This window comes from Flavobacterium frigidum (assembly GCF_048286795.2).
The window spans coordinates 112,442-130,262 of record NZ_JBLVPT020000009.1 but is presented as its reverse complement, the minus strand read 5'-3'; the positions used below and the strand labels follow the sequence as shown (position 1 = coordinate 130,262).

At 33.8% G+C, this 17,821-nt stretch carries 16 protein-coding genes and 2 pseudogenes; 11 read left to right on the top strand and 7 right to left on the bottom strand.

What is annotated here, in order from left to right:
* Window positions 1-189: pseudogene (locus tag ACNQGB_RS10810) on the bottom strand (IS1182 family transposase); the annotation flags it as partial.
* Between the two features lie 726 nt (window positions 190-915).
* Here ACNQGB_RS10810 and ACNQGB_RS10805 point away from each other — a divergent pair.
* The 4 genes from ACNQGB_RS10805 (at window position 916) to ACNQGB_RS10790 (ending at window position 3,959) form a co-directional block, all read left to right on the top strand.
* The gene (locus tag ACNQGB_RS10805) at window positions 916-2,115 is read left to right on the top strand and encodes a serine hydrolase domain-containing protein (RefSeq protein WP_417947400.1); all 1,200 of its coding nucleotides are present in this window, start codon (window positions 916-918) and stop codon (window positions 2,113-2,115) included.
* Complete coding sequence (locus tag ACNQGB_RS10800) at window positions 2,112-2,402, top strand: tetratricopeptide repeat protein (protein WP_417947402.1); 291 nt, start codon at window positions 2,112-2,114, stop codon at window positions 2,400-2,402. The genes ACNQGB_RS10805 and ACNQGB_RS10800 overlap by 4 nt, the downstream gene beginning before the upstream one ends.
* Before the next feature lie 173 nt (window positions 2,403-2,575).
* Window positions 2,576-3,067 carry a hypothetical protein gene (locus ACNQGB_RS10795; protein WP_417947404.1) on the top strand — a complete coding sequence of 164 codons (492 nt, stop codon included), beginning with the start codon at window positions 2,576-2,578 and terminating at the stop codon, window positions 3,065-3,067.
* A 151-nt stretch (window positions 3,068-3,218) separates the two neighbouring features.
* Window positions 3,219-3,959: a leucine-rich repeat domain-containing protein gene (locus tag ACNQGB_RS10790; protein ID WP_417947406.1), complete on the top strand. Its 741-nt coding sequence runs from the start codon at window positions 3,219-3,221 to the stop codon at window positions 3,957-3,959.
* 218 nt (window positions 3,960-4,177) lie between these two features.
* Here ACNQGB_RS10790 and ACNQGB_RS10785 read toward each other — a convergent pair whose 3' ends face one another.
* Both ACNQGB_RS10785 and ACNQGB_RS10780 read right to left on the bottom strand, forming a co-directional pair.
* Complete coding sequence (locus tag ACNQGB_RS10785; protein WP_472777113.1) at window positions 4,178-4,537, bottom strand: transposase; 360 nt, start codon at window positions 4,535-4,537, stop codon at window positions 4,178-4,180.
* Window positions 4,538-4,560: 23 nt separating this feature from the next.
* On the bottom strand, window positions 4,561-5,769 hold the full coding sequence (locus ACNQGB_RS10780; RefSeq protein WP_472777112.1) for an IS1182 family transposase: 1,209 nt from the start codon (window positions 5,767-5,769) through the stop codon (window positions 4,561-4,563).
* A gap of 120 nt (window positions 5,770-5,889) precedes the next feature.
* Between ACNQGB_RS10780 and ACNQGB_RS10775 the strand changes: the two genes are divergently transcribed.
* From ACNQGB_RS10775 to ACNQGB_RS10765, 3 genes are all read left to right on the top strand, one after another.
* The gene (locus tag ACNQGB_RS10775) at window positions 5,890-6,126 is read left to right on the top strand and encodes a hypothetical protein (RefSeq protein ID WP_417944143.1); all 237 of its coding nucleotides are present in this window, start codon (window positions 5,890-5,892) and stop codon (window positions 6,124-6,126) included.
* Between the two features lie 327 nt (window positions 6,127-6,453).
* Complete coding sequence (locus tag ACNQGB_RS10770) at window positions 6,454-6,873, top strand: hypothetical protein (RefSeq protein WP_417944142.1); 420 nt, start codon at window positions 6,454-6,456, stop codon at window positions 6,871-6,873.
* Between the two features lie 253 nt (window positions 6,874-7,126).
* Window positions 7,127-7,924, top strand: a complete 798-nt coding sequence (locus ACNQGB_RS10765; RefSeq protein ID WP_417944141.1) for a hypothetical protein — start codon at window positions 7,127-7,129, stop codon at window positions 7,922-7,924.
* 510 nt (window positions 7,925-8,434) lie between these two features.
* Here the strand turns inward: ACNQGB_RS10765 and ACNQGB_RS10760 are convergent.
* Both ACNQGB_RS10760 and ACNQGB_RS10755 read right to left on the bottom strand, forming a co-directional pair.
* Window positions 8,435-9,511, bottom strand: coding sequence for an IS110 family RNA-guided transposase (locus ACNQGB_RS10760; protein ID WP_417944140.1), 1,077 nt, complete (start codon window positions 9,509-9,511; stop codon window positions 8,435-8,437).
* 293 nt (window positions 9,512-9,804) lie between these two features.
* Window positions 9,805-10,308: pseudogene (locus ACNQGB_RS10755) on the bottom strand (transposase); the annotation flags it as partial.
* A gap of 181 nt (window positions 10,309-10,489) precedes the next feature.
* On the opposite strand from ACNQGB_RS10755, the gene ACNQGB_RS10750 reads away from it, so the two are divergent.
* The 3 genes from ACNQGB_RS10750 (at window position 10,490) to ACNQGB_RS10740 (ending at window position 13,806) form a co-directional block, all read left to right on the top strand.
* Entirely contained in the window at window positions 10,490-10,738 is a 249-nt protein-coding gene (locus tag ACNQGB_RS10750) for a DUF6364 family protein (protein WP_409209034.1), read from the top strand.
* Window positions 10,735-11,148, top strand: coding sequence for a type II toxin-antitoxin system VapC family toxin (locus tag ACNQGB_RS10745; RefSeq protein ID WP_417944139.1), 414 nt, complete (start codon window positions 10,735-10,737; stop codon window positions 11,146-11,148). The genes ACNQGB_RS10750 and ACNQGB_RS10745 overlap by 4 nt, the downstream gene beginning before the upstream one ends.
* Before the next feature lie 228 nt (window positions 11,149-11,376).
* Window positions 11,377-13,806, top strand: a complete 2,430-nt coding sequence (locus ACNQGB_RS10740) for a zinc-dependent metalloprotease (RefSeq protein WP_417944138.1) — start codon at window positions 11,377-11,379, stop codon at window positions 13,804-13,806.
* Between the two features lie 131 nt (window positions 13,807-13,937).
* Here the strand turns inward: ACNQGB_RS10740 and carB are convergent, their stop codons facing one another.
* Together carB and rpmH are read right to left on the bottom strand one after the other, a co-directional pair.
* A complete protein-coding gene (carB, locus tag ACNQGB_RS10735; RefSeq protein WP_417944137.1) occupies window positions 13,938-16,790 on the bottom strand; it encodes a carbamoyl-phosphate synthase large subunit in 2,853 nt (950 codons plus the stop codon).
* 152 nt (window positions 16,791-16,942) lie between these two features.
* Window positions 16,943-17,104 (bottom strand): 50S ribosomal protein L34, encoded by a 162-nt coding sequence (rpmH, locus tag ACNQGB_RS10730; RefSeq protein WP_007136275.1) that lies wholly within the window; start codon window positions 17,102-17,104, stop codon window positions 16,943-16,945.
* 164 nt (window positions 17,105-17,268) lie between these two features.
* Here rpmH and ACNQGB_RS10725 point away from each other — a divergent pair, with 164 nt between their 5' ends.
* Window positions 17,269-17,784 carry a DUF2892 domain-containing protein gene (locus ACNQGB_RS10725; protein ID WP_417944136.1) on the top strand — a complete coding sequence of 172 codons (516 nt, stop codon included), beginning with the start codon at window positions 17,269-17,271 and terminating at the stop codon, window positions 17,782-17,784.
* Window positions 17,785-17,821: the final 37 nt, after the last annotated feature.

The window sequence follows — 17,821 nt, the reverse complement described above, 5'->3', positions numbered from 1 at the left end:
TAGAAACACTTTACTGTTAAAACTTGGACGACCTTCGGTCTTGAGCGTTTTTACTGCAAAACCGAGCTTAGAGAGGTCTATAGACTCAACAAAGACATCTATAAATCGCACCTGATTATCGGGACTTATTGTATCTTCTAAACTTGAAAAACGCACTTGTTGACGTGAAATACCTATGATGTGTTGCATGCTTAAAAATACGAAAAATCTTCTTTTAATACAAGTTTTTTACTATATTTGAGCATAATAAAACTGAAGTTTTTTCACAGACTGACGTTATGAGCTAGTTGAAAAAGAGCATTTCAGTTAAAATCACGTTTTTAAAAAGCATTTAGTTGTGCAGAAATCGAAATTCAGAAACTTGAAAATTGGATTTTTAATTGGAAACTTGAAAAGCTGAAACTTGAAAATTGATGTTTCTAAACTGAATCCGAAAAGCAAAACTTGAAATCCAGAAACTTGAAAAGCAAACTTGAATTTCGGATTTCTAAACTGGATCTGAAAAGCGGAACTTGAAAATTGGAGTTTTAAATTGGATTGCGAAAACTGAAACTTAAATATTGAAGTTTCATTGAGAATAGAAATAAAAAATCGTTTTGATTGTCAAATTGAAACAAAAAAAGGGAATAAAATTTAGCCGAGATTTGGACAAGAATTGGGTTTTTAGTCGGCTAATAAAAGGCTGAAAATCGATTAATAATTAGGAATATCGGCTAGAAACAACCAGCTCATAACAGCTACTACAACGGATTTGGGCAATTGGCTTAATGGGAAGTTGATTTTGTATTTGGGATGATTTAGCAAATCCGAAAATAGGGCTTAATTTAGTCCCAAACCCGCTGTAGTAACGGGACGTTGTGCGTCATACTAAAAAAAAACAGAACGTTAAAATAACAATTGATAAACTAAAATAAAATGAAAAAAAGAATTTTTATAATCTTATTAACTTCTTTCTTGACAAATACAATCGCTGGACAAGAATTAAATAATTTTTTTTCAACGCTTTCTAAAAATAATTTATTTAACGGAAGCGTATTAATTTCCAAATCAGGAGAAAAAGTTTTTTCTAATTTTTATGGGTTTTCAAATATCGAAAAACAAGAAAAAATTAGTGACAAATCTCAATTTCCAATTGCTTCAATAACAAAAACGTTTACAGCAACAGCAATACTGCAACTTAAACAGAAAGGTAAACTTAAAATTGATGATCCAGTTAAAAAATATCTAACAGATTTTCCTTATTCAAATATTACTATTAAACAATTACTTAATAACACTTCTGGATTGGCGCAAGAGTATAATTCATTTGATAGTATAATGAAAGAACAACCAGAAAAAATAATTTCTAATCAAGACATTATACCAACCTTTATTCGTTTTAAAACACCACTTTCATTTTTACCAGGAAGCAAATGGGAATATAATAATGTTAATTTTTGCGTTGCCGCAATGATTATCGAAAAAATATCTGGTATTAGTTATGCAAGTTATTTGGAAAAAAATATTTTCAAACCAGCAAAAATGAAAAATTCATTTGTTCCTTTGGACAGAAAGATTAAAACAACAAATCAAGTAGAATTATACACTTACCCTAACTCGTATTCGACCAATTTTGTAAATACGAATACCTTAAAAGATAATTTCCCAATTAATGCAAAAAGCAATTTTTATGGAAATGGAGGAATTGTTAGTACAGCCATAGATTTGCAAAAATATCAAAATGCGTTATTTACCAACCAAATATTAGGAAAGAATGAATTAGAAGAAGCATTAACTGCTACAATACTCAATGATGGAAAAATGGTAACTAATAATTTGGAAGGAAAAGATGCTAGTTATGGTTTAGGTTGGTTTATATATACTGATGAAATCAATGGAAAAATAGTTTTTCACGATGGATTTATTAATGGACTTACTAGTATTTTGACACATAATATTACTAAAAATCAAACTGTTATAATTTTGTCTAACACAGGAAGTAGTATTGTTTTTGGCGCTTCCAATGAATTGTTACAATTAATTGATAGTAAACCTTATAAAATTCCTGTAAAATTCTTTCAAGAATATATGGTAGTTATCTTGAAAACGGAAATAAAGAAAAAGCAAGTCAGTTGATTGAAGAATATATAAAAACCCCAACCAATTATACAGCAAATGAAAGAGATTTTAATAGATTAGGTTATCAATTTCTTCGACTTCAAAAAAACGATAATTCTTTACAAACATTTAATTCAGGAACGTTAATTTTCCCAAAGAGTTGGAATATGTATGATAGTTACGGTGAAGCATTATTGCAATGTGGCAAAAAAGAAGATGCAATTAAAATGTATCAAAAATCTGTTGAGTTAAATCCTGAAAACGAAAATGGGAAAAAAGTTTTAAACAATTTGCTAAATAAATAAAAGAAAGTACGAACGCACAACAGCTAGTAAGCAATAGTCGGGAATCAGGCTTAATGGAAAAATGATTTTGTATTTGGCAAATTAGTGATAATCCGAAAACAATTGCTTTATTTAGCCCGACCATCGCCTACTAGCAAGACGTTACCTATAAGCTTCACAGAAATCCAATACAAATGACAACATCTGAAATAATTGACAAGATAACATCCAGAGATACAAACAAAGTTTGGGAATCAGCATGTGAAATTATAAAGAATGGACAATTCGAAGACAAAATTATTCCACTAATTGAATATCTCGATTCTATAAAAGAAGAAACTTTAAATTTAGAAATGGGTGGAGCATTTTCACCGAATCAAAGATTTATTGATTTTGCAATTAGAACAATTGAATTTCATAGGAACAGAAAAAAATGTACTTGTAATTTGTACGTTGAAAAATTTAAACTAACAAATGACATTATTGAAAGAGAAATTCAATATGATAGTTTTAGTCCTGAAAAAGAGGAAGAAAGAAGAAACGTAAAAATATTGGAGACAGTAAGAATTGAGAATAAATGGGTTGACTATTATATTTTGAAATGTACAAAATGTTCTGAATTATTCAAAGTTGAAGAAAGAGAAGGACATTATATGTTTTGGAATTGGTCGAAACTTAATAATTGAAAAAAGCCTACAGGTAACACACGCTACAAGCAATTTGGGTATTAGGCTTAATTTAAATATGGTTTTGTATTTGGAAGATTTGGCAAATCCGAAGAATGGGCTTAATTTAGTCCCAAACTGCTTGTAGCGCGGGGAAGTTAGCTCTAATTATATGAAACTCACTGACGAACAAATAAGAAAAGGATATTGGTATTACAACCCAGATAAAAATTTTCCGCCAAACGGGAAACTACTTGATGAATATACTGGTGAAGAATCTCTAAATTTGTTTTCTATAAAAGGAAATGAATCAATTTCTCAAATAAAAAATAGAGAGAATTTCTATGCTATTAATATTCCAAGTAAATTGAACTCTTTAAAGATTCTTTGGACATCTCATATTAATCAAGAGATATTTGATTCTATTTGTCAGCTAGAAAAGCTAGAATCACTTTATATAGAATCAGGTAAAATATTGAATATAAACGCTATCTCAAATCTTAAAAATTTAAAGCATCTTGGATTATTAAGTTTAACAAAAGTTGAAAATATTAAACCTTTGGCAACATTAACACAATTAGAAACTTTGGAATTAGAAAACTTAAAAAAAATTTCTGATTTTAAGCTGCTGTCTGAATTAATAAACTTAAAAGGGTTACAAATTGATGGAGATATGTATACAGCGCAAAGAATTGAAAATTTTAATTTTCTTAAACCCTTATCTAAATTAAAGTATCTGACTTTTACCAATAGTAAGGCAAATGACAAAAATTTCAACGCTATTTCTAAATTGGAAAATCTAGAAATGTTACAAAGTTCAACGAATTATCCCAAAAAGGAATTCCAAAAATTATGCGGAATGAAAAATTTAAAATACATTGGAGAAAACATCAAACATCTTATAAATAACTAGAGCTAACAAGCGTTTGGCAAGATTGCGAATTTTGTAGTAAATTCACGTTCACCTTTCGCAAGAAATTTTATGTTTAACGGAAAATAAAAAGTTCCGAAGTTCGCAACTGACGAGAAGCGGCGGAACGTCAGGCTGTGAAAAAACCTCTTTTTTTGATTAAAATCTTCAAATTTCAAGACGCTACAACTTAAGTAAAGCTTTCTGAGAAGGCTCTTTTTTTAGGCTGCAAATTTAGTTTGATAAAAAATGAAGTCTAATTGAAGCTTTAAATACCTCATTTTTAGCAAAAGCAAGACTTTTGCCTTGTAAGGTGAGTTCCATTTTTTGAGTTTGTCGATCAAATCGGGAACGCCTAGGATATTGATACTGCGTTTGATGTTATAGACCAGCATAATCAGGCTGTGTTCTCCATTTACTTTTTCCAATCCCGTTAAATTGGTGTGATTGTAACCCCATTGGCGTTTAATGGTTCCAAAAATGTGCTCGTTAATCTCCTGTCGTCTGCGGTAGAGCTGTGGGTTTTCATGATACCGCTTGTTATTTTCTTCTACGGCATCGGCATATTGGCTTCGGTCGATTTACTCAATTTCATATTTGTTTTTTAATGGTTTTCGTGATTCGCTTCGCTTAATTCTCTGCCTGATGCTCTACTAGTACATAAATGTTTTACGGGACATGCTTTGCATTTTGGAGTTCGGTATTTTTTAAAATTATAGCTGTCTCTATCGGTGGTTTTCTTATGCCAACTGCCTGTGGTTTTTAGTGTTTCGCCTTGCGGACAGGTATACGTATCGGTGTCTTGATTGTACTGAAATTGGGCTACTAAATAATCCTTAGTCGTACCGTTTTGATTACTTTTCCCTTGTTCGGGTTGTGCTACAATGGTAGTGATGTTGGCTTGTTTGCAAATTTCTATTTGTTTGCCATTATGATATCCTTTGTCTACTAGTGCGGTATAGGTTTCTATACCTAGATTCTCTTTGGCTTCTATGGCAATGGCTGACAAGGCACTGCGGTCATTCTTGTTGATAGTGTGCGTGGCTACCACAAGATTGTGTTTGGCATCGACTGCCGCTTGGAGATTGAATGAGATTTCAACTACTTGTCCTTGCACTAATAAGGCTCTGGCATCGCTGTCGGTAGTACTTATTTGCGGCTCGCCACTGGCTTTTAGTTTTTCTTCCAGTTGCTCATAACGCAATTTGTTCCCTTTCAATCGGTCTAACTTTTGTTGGATATTTTGGATTATAGCAGGGTTATCTTTGGCGTCATTTGCTTCTAAAGAATTTAAGTATTCTTGGGTTTTTACTTCAATATAATCTACATGTTTGTCGATTTTATTTTGATTAAAATTGGCTTTCTTGCTATTGTGGGCTCGGCTTTTGGTACCGTCGATAGCAATGGTTTCGCAACCTATCAAATCGGCATCTTTTAAAAAAAGAACATAGAGTTTGAATAACTTTTTTAAGGCAATGGGATTGTTTTTTCTAAAATCGGATATGCTGTGGTAATTAGGAACAATAGCTTCTAAAAGCCATTGCATTTCCATGTTTCTCGAACATTCCTTTTCTAGATCTCGACCACTTCTAATTCCGTTGAGATACCCATATAAATAGATCTTTAGAAACACTTTACTGTTAAAACTTGGACGACCTTCGGTCTTGAGCGTTTTTACTGCAAAACCGAGCTTAGAGAGGTCTATAGACTCAACAAAGACATCTATAAATCGCACTTGATTATCGGGACTTATTGTATCTTCTAAACTTGAAAAACGCACTTGTTGACGTGAAGTACCTATGATGTGTTGCATGCTTAAAAATACGAAAAATCTTCTTTTAATACAAGTTTTTTAGTATATTTGAGCATAATAAAACGGGAGTTTTTTCACAGACTGACGTTGTCATACAGTTTAGAGAACCAAAACAGAAATATGAAAGAAGAACACGAAAAAATTATAGAACATATTATTTCTGAATTTAAGAGAACTGAAGGCAAGGTTTTTAAGGAATACTACAACACATTATTCGATAATCATTATATACAATTTATTATTACTAAAATGTTAACGGAGGAAATGAAATGTATTGAAGAAATAGATAATCAATTTTATATACTAAAAACAAAAGGTTGGGATTTTACTTCATTTAAAGAAATTAAAGAAAAATAATTAGCCAAAACAAAATCAGTCGCCGAAAAAGAGAAACTTGAAATTGATTTAGCTAAATCTAATATTGAAGCAAACATACTTAATAAAGAAGTTGCTAAACAAAATACTAAAATTCAAAAGAGAAATAATATTACTACTTGGGTCAATATTATTATAGGTATCCTAAATTTTTTAGCATTAATGTGGCAAATAATAAAAGCTGCGAAATAGCAAGAAATATTTGACTTTCAAATAATGTTGGTTGTCTTAATTTTATCTTTAGTTTCATTTATTTTTGTTTTAGTAAGGTTCCGAAGAACCGATGATTAGTAATTTAATTTTCAAAATATGTTTAGTGAAAAAGAAAAGGCTTATATAAAAGAATTTCATAGTATTCAAAAAGAGCGAAATGAAAAGTATATGGTATATGTAAAAACCGTTACGCCAATGGCGATTGGTTTTTTAGGCATAATGCTTTCATTGGCCGACACCGATAAAATGAATTGTATGAAACATTTATTTTATTCGATTACGATTACAGCCACTGCACTCGGAATCCTTGCCTCTCTAATAACATCGTTCGGCGAAATATTATCTTTAACTGATCTTCGGAATAATATTCGCGACAAAGCATTGCAATTGAAGGACGGGATAGATAATGGAACCCCTCCCGAAACTGATATAAAATGGTTCGAAATATTTCATTACATTTGGGTCGTTTCCTTTGTATGCGCTTTGGTTTCAGCAACCCTATATTCTTGGTTTTAGATGCAGACATTTAGCTTGTGTTTTACATCGATTCCGAATCCAAAATGGAGAGAAAACCGATATGACAACAGTGGCTTCAAGATATTTGGGTATTGGGCTTAATTTAAATATGGTTTTGTACTTTTATTTTTAGTCTTTAACCGAAATATAAATCTTAATTTAATCCCAAACATCTTGAAAAGCCACGGGAACGTTACCAGATACCTTCGCTGAACTAATCGTAAAAAACATCAAAACCGAAACACAAAATAAAATGAATTTATATTATGTCCATTTAGGTTTAGATTATGAAACTTATATAAATACAAATAATGAACTTCGATTTGAGTTTCAAAAGCAGACGGAGTTTATAGATGACTATTTTTCAAAAGCCATAAGAAAGTACAAGTTTAAAACAGATGGTACTTTTAATATGATTGCTATTTCACTTACTGAATTTACAATAAAACCTTCCTCTTTAGTTCCTTCAAAAGTTTTAGATGTAGAGTTGCCATTTGACAAATCTAGATATGATAGAATAAAAGGCACTAAAGATTGTGGTTATTATATAGAATTACTTGAGCAAGGATTTACCAAAGCATCAGAATTTAAATCAATTCCTTTAGAAAGTCTTCTAAATATAATAGAAGAATTTAAACGTGATGGCTATAAAAATGAGTGGTTACACAAAAAGAAAAAATTTAAAGAACAAGATTTAGAAATTAAATTAACGTGTGAATTTAATGCTATTTGTTTTCAAGTAATTGCGACAATCAATCAAATATCAACAAAAAAAGAATTGACTAAAGGTGTTATAATACGTACAGAAACAGGAGTGTCAATTCATCAAGGTACATATAAAGATATTTTAATAGATGACTTGAATGTAATCATTACTGATTCTAGCAATGAACCGAGAATATTGATAAACATAGAAGATGTGCTAAATAATAGATTTAATTACAAATTTGCTGAATATATTTCTTCAGATGATTATTCAGATGAAGAAAATAAATATTTTAAAGAAACACGTGAGGAAGTAAATAAGTTACTATCATATAACGGAAAATAGTTAAACTGCAATTCTGAATACGAAAGTATGGTAAGCAATTAAATCAAAAAAAACTAAAAAGGCATCTGGTAACAGCTAGAGTTCCTATGTTAAGCAGACTTAAGTTATTAACAACTTTTTAAACTGAGCGATATGTTGATATTTTTCAAGTAAAAAATGCCATCCCCAGCGGCTTGTTGGAAAAGTTGGAAACAACTTTTTGTCCGCCCTAGGCTTAGGACAGAAAAAGTTATTCTGACTTTTTCAATAATGCCACGATTAGTTTTCCTACTCTTTTATTCCATAATTTTTCATTTAAATTCTTAAATCTCAAGCTCCTATTTGTGGTCTAAATTAATAGCCACCAGCATCTGTTTGGTTGTAAGAATAATAAAAATAGCTGCCTGCTTCGTATGTAGCCCATGCTTTTGCGCATGGCTACCACCCTAGCTTTGCAGTCTATTTTTTCTTATTTCATTGTGAGAACTTTAAGAAAGTTATTTTGATCTTTCGCTACTCTAATTTCTAATTTTAAACTTCTTGTTTTTCTAGAATCATATTTTTGTTAATTTGATAAGGAGTTTGTGTCTTAATTACCGATAGTATTCTTCTAGTCATTTTATGAGCTACTTTTATAATAATGTTTTTTACATTTTTACCCTGATGTTTTCTATAATACTGTTGCATCTCTAGATCTTTTCGCACTGCAATCCAAGCGGCTTCAATCAGATAACTTCGTAATTGACTTCTACTTCGAGGGGTAATTCCTAAACATTTTTCGCTACCACCACTGTTGTGCATTCCAGGTACAATACCTATAAAACTAGCAAATTGTCCTTCGGTATTAAAACGTCTCAAATCGCCACATTCAGCTATGATAACAGAAGCTAAAAAGCCCCCAATACCAGGAATACTCTTCAATAAATTGTAATCTTCTTTGTGCTCTTTACGACAATAAGCTCGCATCTGATTGGCAATTTCTAAATATTCTGATTTAATAAATTTTAACATTCTGATTTTTCCTTGCAAAGCTAAATCACCACAAATAGTGCTAAAGTTGAGCTTTTCCAACCATTCTATAAATCCATTAGGCCAATTCGAATTGTCATATTCTTCGGGAATACCTATTCCGTGAAACAATAACAAACTTTTGATTTGCAATTTAGTAGCCCTCAATTTTTTGGTAACCTGCGTTCGATGTCGTGCTAAACTCGTGAACTGATCTTCGGCTTCAGTAGGAATATTGATTCCTTTTAAAGTGCCAGATTTCAACTGGTTGGATAAGTTTTTAGCATCCAAAGCATCTGTTTTTTGATAGCGTTCTTTATTTCCTGTTTTCACGTCAGCTGGATTGACTACTAAAACATTCCAAGCTAAATTTAAGAAATATCGCGCTACGGAAAATCCGCAACAACCTGCTTCATAAACCAAATACACTTCATGATTGTGAAAATTTTTATTTACATATTCCTCTAAATCGGAAGATTTTGAAGGCATCGAATAAGTTTTATGAAAAAACAAATCGGTCTGGATTGAAACTGTCCATGTTTTCTTGTGTATATCCAATCCAATATATACTTTTGGACTAGTAGTAATTTGAGTACTCATATCATTAAAGTATTGGCAGACAGTAATAAGCTGTACTGCAGTTAGTATTTATTTCGAGGCTCAATTTACTGCTTTTACATGGATGCTTCGTTGCGTGCGCAGCACGAACAATGAAACTCCGGTTGAACGGAACCGGTCACTGGCAGGAACTATGGAGTTATCGTAAAGTTATTTGAGTAAATTTCAAGAGGATTAAGTGTCCTCTTTTTTTGTGCGGTAAAATCAAGATGGTTTTTACGTGTTTTCCTTTCCCGAAGTTTCGGGATTAAACGCAAGTGCCCTTACCCACAAAATTAGCTTTTACAGGGAATGGAGTTTTGGCTACCGCCAAGATACCATCCCGAGGCTTCGGGAGGTGGACCTCGCTGGTCAAAAACCGCTATGCGGTGTAAATTGCCCGTTTTACAACACGGACACTTGGGTAGAAAAGGCTTCTTTTCTACTTTTTCTAAAACTTTTACTTTGAGTTTCTCTTGCAAAAGCTTTAGTTTTTGCCGTTTCCAGTTACTGCTCAAAAAACCATAATGACGGATTTTGACACCCGAGCCCAGAGGGCGAACTGACGAAGTAAAACGTTTAGGCAAAATATGCAACGCAAAACGCCGAATAAATTCTTGATGCGTCAGTGTCATCTTCTTTTTTGCACCTGCTACTCGGTAATCTTTGTAATCAAAAGTTACGTTTTCATTGTCAATGCTTTTGATTCTCTGGTAGCTAATGGGAATTTTATGGGTGTAACCTACTAGATATTCCACCACCGATTTAGGACTTCCAAAAGGTTGTTTAGCAAATATGACTCATTTGAATACTAATAAATACGAAAAATCTTCTTTTAATACCAATTTTTTGCTATATTAGAACATAATAAAACGGAAGTTTTTCCACAGACTGACGTTGGCAGTATTCGCAAAAAAAAATCGAAATCAACACTTATTCCGTCCTAAATTTATATATTTGTACGTATAAATATTTTACGTTATGAATACTAAACTCACATTAAAGCTTGACCAAGAAATAATTGAAAAAGCTAAACATTATGCGTCTGAAAAAAAATTAAGCTTATCTCGAATTATAGAAAACTACCTTAATTCTTTGACTTCAGATAAAACAAATAATGACATACAAATTTCGCCGTTTGTAAAAAGTCTTTCATCAGGAATTAAAATTCCAGCTGATTATGATTATAAAAAAGATCGTGCTGATTATTTAGAACAAAAATACAAATGAGGAGGATATTTTTAGATACAAACGTACTATTAGATTTGTTGGGAGAAAGAGTTCCTTTTTTTGATTCAATTGCTAAGGTTGCTACGTTGGCAGACCAAAAAAAGCTTACTCTAATTGTCTCACCTCATTCATTCACGACAATGGATTATGTTTTAAATAAATATGAAACATCCAAATCTGTTTTGAATAAACTTCGAAAGTTTAAAATAATCTGTGAAGTTTGTGAGGTCAATGAGGAAACAATTGACAAAGCGTTGAATTCGAGTTTTAAAGATTTTGAAGATGCTGTTCAATATTTTTGTGCTTTACAATCTAACAGCACAATGATTATAACCAGAAACGGAAAAGACTTTAAGCACTCTACAATTCCAATTATGACAGCTGAGGAGTATTTAAGTAGTATTTTATAAAACGACTACTGCCACTAATACGCGCTACAAGCAATTTGGTTATTTGACTTACTAGAAAATTGATTTTGTATTTAGAAAATTTGCTTCGCCTGTTCGCTATCGCTCATGTGGCAAATCCGAAAATAAAACTTAATTTAGTTCCAAACCCACTTTAGTAATGGTAACGTATCGTTCAGATCGTTACAGAATTTTTTAGAGGAAATAATAACAAACCAAACCCATATTACTATGAAAATACATTTGCAACGCTTTCTTTTGATACTTTTCTTACTTCCATTTTTTGCAAAAGCGCAAACCATCGTTCCTCTTTTAGAAAAAACAAAAAACATGAAACCTTATACTGGTTTCTTTAATTTCTATTGGGAAGAGAGTACGGGAAAAATATGGTTGCAAATAGACAAACTTGATGAAGAAATTCTTTACCAAACATCATTGCCAGCAGGCTTAGGTTCAAATGAAGTAAGTTTAGACAGAGGTATTTTAGGGACAACATACATAGTCAAATTTAATCGTGTAGGGAATAAAATTTTAATGATTCAACCTAATTATTCCTACCGCGCTGTTAGTGGAGACCTTGCTGAAAAAAGAGCTGTAGAACAATCTTTTGCCCAATCAACAATATGGGGATTTACTGTCTCAGCCGAAAGTAATGGGAGCATGTTAGTGGATGCAACTGATTTTTTATTGCGTGATGCTTTACAAGTTACAACCACTTTGCAAAACACCAAACAAGGCAGTTACAGTATTGATCCTACACGAAGTGCGATGTATTTGCAACGAACTAAAAACTTCCCTCTTAATACCGAGTTTGAAACGTCTATTACTTTTGTAAATAGAGATGGCAAAATAGGAAATTATGTAAATACTGTTACACCTGCACCCGAAGCAATTACATTGCGAATGCACCATTCTTTTGTACAATTGCCGGACAATAATTTTAAGACAAGAGCACATGATGCTCGTTCTCCATACAACACCAATTCCTATTTTGATTATAGTACTCCAGTAACCGAACCTATTCAAAAAAATTATATTATTCGGCATCGTTTACAAAAGAAAGATCCAACTGCTGCAAAAAGCGAAGCCGTAAAACCTATCATTTATTATTTGGATAATGGCACCCCTGAACCGATACGAAGTGCTTTAATGGAAGGTGCCGGCTGGTGGAATCAAGCCTTTGAAGCAGCCGGCTTTATAAATGCATTTCAGGTCAAAATTTTACCCGAAGATGCAGATCCTATGGACCTTCGCTATAACGTGATCAATTGGGTGCATCGTGCTACTAGAGGTTGGAGTTTTGGCAATTCCGTCGTTGACCCACGCACCGGTGAGATTATCAAGGGAAATGTATCCTTAGGGTCGTTGCGCGTACGCCAAGATTATCTAATTGCGCAAGGACTGCTCGCGCCATTTGAAAATGGTGATTTACCCGCCGATAATAAAATGCTGCAAATGGCCTTACAACGCCTAAAACAGTTGGCAGCTCATGAAATAGGTCACACATTGGGACTAATGCACAATTATATTTCGAGCGCACAGGACCGAGCAAGTGTAATGGATTATCCGCCACCAATGGTAACCTTAAACAGTAAAAATGAAATAGACCTCAGTACTGCATATACTAACGAAATTGGTGATTGGGACAAATTAAGCATCCAATACGGTTATGAACAATTTCCACAAGAAACAAATGAAACTGCAGCTCTTGATAAACTGCTGACCGATGCCTCAAAAAATGGGCTTACTTTTATATCAGATAGAGACGCCCGCGATCCTGGTGGTATGCATCCAAATGCACATCTTTGGGATAATGGCAAAGACCCTGTAACGGAGCTAAAAAACGTAATGAAAGTTCGAGCAAAAGCGTTATCGCAATTTGGACAAAACAACATTCGCAAAGGCACACCAATGGCAATGCTTGAAGATGTATTGGTTCCCATTTATTTATTTCATCGCTACCAAATAGAAGCTGTTTCTAAAGTGGTTGGTGGCTTGTATTATTCCTATGCTGTAAAGGGAGACGGACAAATGATATTGCGCGCCGTTACTAAAGAAGATCAACTTAATGCATTGAATGCAATCACCGATTGTATAGATCCAAAAGTACTGGAAATATCGGAAAATATACTAAAATTAATTCCTCCGCGACCTGCAGGCTCTGATTATAACAGAGAATTGTTTAATCGCAGAACGGGTCTTTCATTTGATCCGCTGGCAGCAGCCGAAGCCGCAGCCGATATTCCATTGTCCTTTTTATTTAACACTAGCCGTTTGAATAGATTAGTAGAATTCCATGTAGAAAATAATGGTTTGGGTATCGATGATATGATCAGTGTGCTTAGCAGCAAAACATGGAAAGCACCACGCTTGAAAGGATTTCAAAAGCTAATTCAGCATCAAAATGAACAACTTCTGCTCACGTATTTACTAGCATCTTCTATCAATGATGAAGCCTCTTTTGCTACCAAATCTGAATTAATTAAAGCTATAGATGATTTAAAAACATACGCAACGGCACAATTAAAAGCCACAACAGACACTTATTACAAAGGACATTTATTGCTCCTCTTGGAAAGAATGAAGTCTCCAGAAAAAGCAAAACCGACTTTGCACCAAATACCGCCACCAGGTTCCCCAATAGGATGCGGAGTAGAATAAAATAAATTTTTAGAGATTTTTATTATTCTATTTAATATTTAAAAGTTCCGCGATTTGAACATGCCCCAAAAAGTTAGACACTATTTGGGACATGTTCAAAATGGAACTTTTTCAACTTATAATTCAAGCCTTTATTTACTCAAATACATTTTTCTTCTGGAGTACAATTCGTAGAACTGATCATCTTTAAGATCGTCAATAAAGAGGATACTTTCTCCTGTTGATTTCATTTCTGGTCCTAATGCTTTATTCACATTATGGAACTTACTAAACGAGAAAACCGGTTGTTTGATGGCAAATCCTTTCAATTGTGGGTTAAAAGTGAAGTCGGTTACTTTGTTGTGACCCAGCATGACTTTAGTAGCATAATTTACATACGGTTCCCCGTACGCTTTTGCAATAAACGGCACTGTACGAGACGCTCTAGGATTGGCCTCAATTATGTAAACAATATCATCTTTGATAGCAAACTGGATGTTGATTAAACCTACTGTTCGCAATGCCAAAGCTATTTTCTTAGTATGGTCTTTTATCTGCTGCATCACAAATTCCCCTAAGTTAAAAGGTGGTAGAGTCGCATTACTGTCTCCAGAGTGCACACCGCAAGGCTCGATGTGCTCCATAATTCCTATGATGTACACATTTTCTCCATCGCAAATAGCATCAGCTTCGGCTTCAATCGCGCCATCTAAATAATGGTCTAAAAGCAATTTATTTCCTGGAATCGTTTTCAATAAATTGATTACATGCTCCTCAAGTTCTTGTTTGTTGATTACAATTTTCATTCCCTGACCACCCAACACATACGAAGGACGAATCAATAATGGAAAGTCTAACGTATCTGCAAGAGCAGCAGCTTCATCAGCTGTTTCTGCAATTCCAAATTGTGGAAATGGAATGTTCAACTCCGTTAAAAGTTCCGAAAAACGACCTCTGTCCTCGGCCAAATCCAATGCGTCAAAACTAGTGCCTATGATTTTGATTCCGTATTTTGATAATTTCTCTGCTAGTTTCAAAGCAGTTTGCCCGCCCAGTTGTACGATAACGCCTTCTGGTTTTTCATGCTGAATAATATCATAAATATGCTCCCAGAAAACTGGTTCAAAATACAATTTATCAGCAGTATCAAAGTCGGTCGAAACCGTTTCTGGATTACAGTTGATCATGATGGTCTCGTAACCACATTCTTTGGCGGCAAGTACACCATGCACGCAGGAATAATCAAATTCTATTCCTTGTCCAATTCTATTTGGCCCTGAGCCAAGTACAATTATTTTCTTTTTATCTGTAACGATACTTTCGTTGTCAACGTAACGCGTTCCATCTGCTTTTTCTATTTCGGCTTCAAATGTCGAGTAGTAATACGGTGTTTTTGCTTTGAACTCCGCTGCACAAGTATCAACCAGTTTGAATACTCGATTAATGTTCATTGTAGTTCGCAACGTATGCACTTGGCTTTCTAAACAACCCATCATGTGTGCAATTTGTCTGTCGGCAAAACCTTTTTGTTTCGCTTCTAGTAACAATTCTCTTGGCAAAGTTTCAACTTTAAAGTTAGAAATTTCCTTTTCTAATGTATAAAGCTCTTCATATTGTTTCAAGAACCACATATCTATTTTTGTAATTTCATGAATGCGGCTCAATGGAATTCCCAATGCGATAGCATCATAAATCACAAAAACACGGTCCCAACTGGCGTAGGTAAGTTTCTCTATAATTTGTTCATAATTGGTGTAGCCTTTTCCGTCAGCTCCTAACCCATTTCTTTTTATTTCAAGTGATTGAGTCGCTTTGTGCAAAGCTTCTTGGAACGAACGTCCAATTCCCATTACTTCGCCTACAGATTTCATTTGAAGTCCTAATGTTCGGTCAGCTCCTTCAAATTTATCAAAGTTCCAACGTGGTATTTTCACAATCACATAATCCAATGTTGGTTCGAATAAAGCCGAAGTTGACTTAGTGATTTGATTTTGCAATTCATCCAAATTGTATCCTAAAGCCAGTTTAGACGCAATTTTCGCAATCGGATAACCCGTTGCTTTTGATGCTAATGCTGAGGAACGCGATACACGAGGATTGATTTCGATGGCTACAATATCTTCTTTTTCATCTGGCGAAACGGCAAACTGCACGTTACAACCTCCAGCAAAGTTTCCGATGCTTCTCATCATCAAGATAGCATAATCACGCATTTTTTGGAAAGTCGTGTCAGACAAAGTCATTGCAGGCGCAACAGTGATGGAATCTCCGGTGTGAATCCCCATTGGATCCATATTTTCGATCGAACAAATAATCACTACGTTATCATTCTTATCCCTCAATAATTCCAATTCGTATTCTTTCCAGCCCATCAAAGCTTTGTCAATCAGAACCTCATGAATGGGCGACGCTTCAAGACCGCGAGTCAAAAGCTCATCGAAATCTTCTTTTTTATACACAATCGCCGCTCCCGTTCCTCCTAATGTAAACGAAGGACGAATCACTAACGGGAAACCAAATTCCTGTGCAATCTCTTTCCCTCTCAGGTAGGACGTACAAATTTCAGCAGGTGCCGATGGTACATTTATTTTTTTTAGCAATTGCTTAAACTGTTCTCTGTCTTCGGTAATGTTAATGGCATTAACATCAACACCAATCATTTTTATACCAAAATCAGCCCAAATTCCTTTTTCATCAGCTTCAAGACACAAGTTCAAAGCCGTTTGTCCGCCCATTGTTGGTAAAACCGCATCAATTTGAGGATGGGCTTTTAAGATTTCAATGATTGATTTGGTTGTCAACGGTTTCAAGTAGATGTGATCTGCCATAGAGGGATCAGTCATAATAGTAGCTGGGTTCGAGTTGATTAAGATCACCTCTATTCCCTCTTCACGAATAGAACGAGCAGATTGTGATCCTGCATAATCAAATTCACAGGCCTGACCAATTACTATAGGTCCTGAGCCTATTATCAAAACGGATTTTATGGAATTGTCTTTTGGCATTTTGTAGTGTGTTGTGTAGTTGTTTTTTTGAAAAAATTAAAGTTAATGCAATCAGTTCTTTTAACTTTAAATCTGGTGTCTTTTTTTACCGACTAGGTATAAAAAAAGGCGATACTAAAAAAAGTAACGCCTTATTTATGTTTATAAAAACATTATTTTTTGTGTCTTGGTTCACAAGAAACAGTCAATTTATGTCTTCCTTTTGCTCTTCTACGCGCAAGAACTTTTCTTCCATTTGCAGAAGCCATTCTGTCCATAAATCCGTGCTTATTTCTTCTTTTTCTTTTCGATGGTTGAAACGTTCTTTTGCTCATTGCTTTTTATCTTTAAAATCTTATTTATATGTCTTCTTAATTTTGAATAACAGTTATTCTAAAACCGAGTGCAAATATACAAAGACTTTTTTTTCTCACAAGCCCTTTTGTAAAATTATTTTCAATTCATTTTACTATATTTGTAATCTTAAAATAAACCTGCTATGTTTCACAGAAATATTAAACTTATTATCGCCGGACTTATTATCGCTACTGGCATTTGGCAATTTACAGAAAGTAATATTGGTAATGGAATTTTCCTCATAGTATTGAGTGCTATACCCATTTTTCTTTACTTTAAAAATGAATTCATTTTACTAGCATTTCTAAAACTAAGAAAACAAGATTTCGAAGGTGCTAAAAAATGGTTGGCTTACATCAAAAATCCAGAAACCGCTTTGGTACAAAAACAACAAGGATACTTTAATTACCTGCACGGCATCATGCTTTCACAAACCAACATCAATCAAGCAGAGAAATACTTCAAAAAAGCAATTGAACTAGGATTATCTATGGATATGGATTTGGCTGTAGCCAAATTAAACCTCGCAGGTGTAGCAATGACACGCCGAAGAAAACTAGAGGCTACCACCTTACTGAATGAAGCTAAAAAGTTAGATAAACAGAATATGTTAAAAGAACAAATTGTGATGATGAAAGAGCAAATGAAGAAAATTTAACACCTGTTCAACTAATTAATTTTAAACCACTTACAAT